The 1,837-nt window shown below is 34.5% G+C and carries 3 protein-coding genes; all 3 read left to right on the top strand.

Annotated features, from left to right (window positions below):
• A partial coding sequence (locus EG849_RS15435) for an RHS repeat domain-containing protein (protein WP_148096072.1) occupies positions 1 to 775 on the top strand: 775 nt, incomplete at its 5' end.
• Between the two features lies 1 nt (position 776).
• The gene (locus EG849_RS15430; protein WP_125014324.1) at positions 777 to 1,217 is read left to right on the top strand and encodes a hypothetical protein; all 441 of its coding nucleotides are present in this window, start codon (positions 777 to 779) and stop codon (positions 1,215 to 1,217) included.
• Positions 1,218 to 1,453: 236 nt separating this feature from the next.
• Positions 1,454 to 1,594 carry a hypothetical protein gene (locus EG849_RS15785; protein WP_199732396.1) on the top strand — a complete coding sequence of 47 codons (141 nt, stop codon included), beginning with the start codon at positions 1,454 to 1,456 and terminating at the stop codon, positions 1,592 to 1,594.
• Positions 1,595 to 1,837: the final 243 nt, after the last annotated feature.

The raw sequence follows: 1,837 nt of genomic DNA, 5'->3' as shown, positions 1-1,837 counted from the left end.
GAAGCACAAGGGGTATAATGAAGGACAATTGGTCGACAATACTTATAAGTATAAGTACAACGGCAAGGAGTTCCAAGACGAGCTGGGGCTTAACATGTACGACTATGGGGCAAGGAATTACGACCCTGCGATTGGAAGGTGGATGAATATTGACCCGCTATCGGAACAAATGAGAAAATATTCTCCATATGTTTATGCATTCGACAATCCCTTAAGATTTGTTGACCCTGACGGAATGAAACCAAGTGATATTATTGTGTTGAATAATCCTAAAGGAGCAGGAGGCTATGGTCATATGGCAATGTTAGTAGGAAGTGACAAAACAGGATGGACATTTATTTCCAAAGAAGGTCGTAACAAAGAGGCTGCATATTCTAACGAACTGACAGGAGGTCCAGCTTTAAAACCTTTAATAAAAGAATTTAAAACAGTTGATGCCTTTAGAGATGCTCAAAAAGAGGATAGTAATTTGGGAGGTTATACCCAAGATGTAAGATTTAAAACAACAGAAAAGCAAGATGAAGCTGCAAAAGCAGCTACAGAAGAATCTGCAGGAAGTTGGTACAGTGCTGCGTGTTCAAATTGTGGAGATGCAGTGTCGGACGGACTAGAAGCAGCGGGTTTAGACCCAGGCTACAATGAAACAAGTACAGCTGCTCAAATTTTTGGAATTCCTTCAAAAACACTTGACCCAAGACCTAATGAAAGATTCAAAGAAATCGAGGATAACAATAAAGATAAAATAATTCCAACTGATTCAGTAAAAAGACAATAAAATGAATTATAAAATGCAAATAAAATATTGGGGACTTGTATTTCTGATAAGCTTAATATCAACCTATGTGGTACACTTACTTATTAAGCCTATCTGGGGTACAAATATCGATAATAACACTTTGGCGACAACAATAGAAAGCTTGACAACAATTTTAATATTGCCATTGTATCTTTCCATAGTTAACGTATTGATAGCAAAAAACTATAATGTTAAATACCAGTTCTTCATAATAAATGTTGTTTTAGTTTTATTCTGTGTATGGCTGTCAGCTTATTTGCATTTTGAAAATTGGGCTAATAGTATTGGAGACAAATTAAATCCCGACAATGCGACACTTGAAGTTATGGGTTTAACTAAATTAGCAGGATACATTGTTAGTACAGTGGCACTATCGACTGCATTCTTTTACTTAAGAAGATTTCAAAAAAAAACCAATTAAAACTATATGAGATTAGCAGTATTAATTATGGCTTCTCAGAACTCAGGTAAGACTTCAACAATAAAATATTTAATAAACACATACAGGTCAATCTTTGAATATCCTTCTCTTAGAGAAAAGTTGACAGCTGTTCTCAGACAGTTTTTGATACTTACGGAAAACCGTAATTATCATATTCGATGAACTCATAAATTTGCTTTGGCAAAGTGCCAAAAATAAATTTTAAAGAAAGTATTATGGAACAAATCCAAGCAATTAAACCTGGTCCAAAACCAGACAAAAAAGATGGAACACCAGATGAGAGAAGGCGAGTTAACCCAGACAACAAGCCGAAGCATCCTGATTTAAAGCCTCACATTCATAAGCCAAAAGATTAAGGTGTACTGTGATTTTGAATTATTTAAAGACAGCTTCGCGCTGTCTTTTTTATTGTATTCAATTAACTTTTAGTTAATTATATTTTGAAAATTTAATCAATTGGGAAACGTAAACCATTCTTAATATCTTTGTATGTTATAACCAATACAAAAAATATAAAATGCAAGATTTTTACACCAAGATGGAAAAAACGGTCAAATTGACCACCCAATTCCAGTTCAAATTGACCACCTGTTTCGGTT

Origin of the sequence: Flavobacterium macacae (assembly GCF_003865365.1) — a bacterium.
Lineage (GTDB): Bacteria > Bacteroidota > Bacteroidia > Flavobacteriales > Flavobacteriaceae > Flavobacterium > Flavobacterium macacae.
This window is presented reverse-complemented; position numbering and strand designations above follow the sequence as displayed.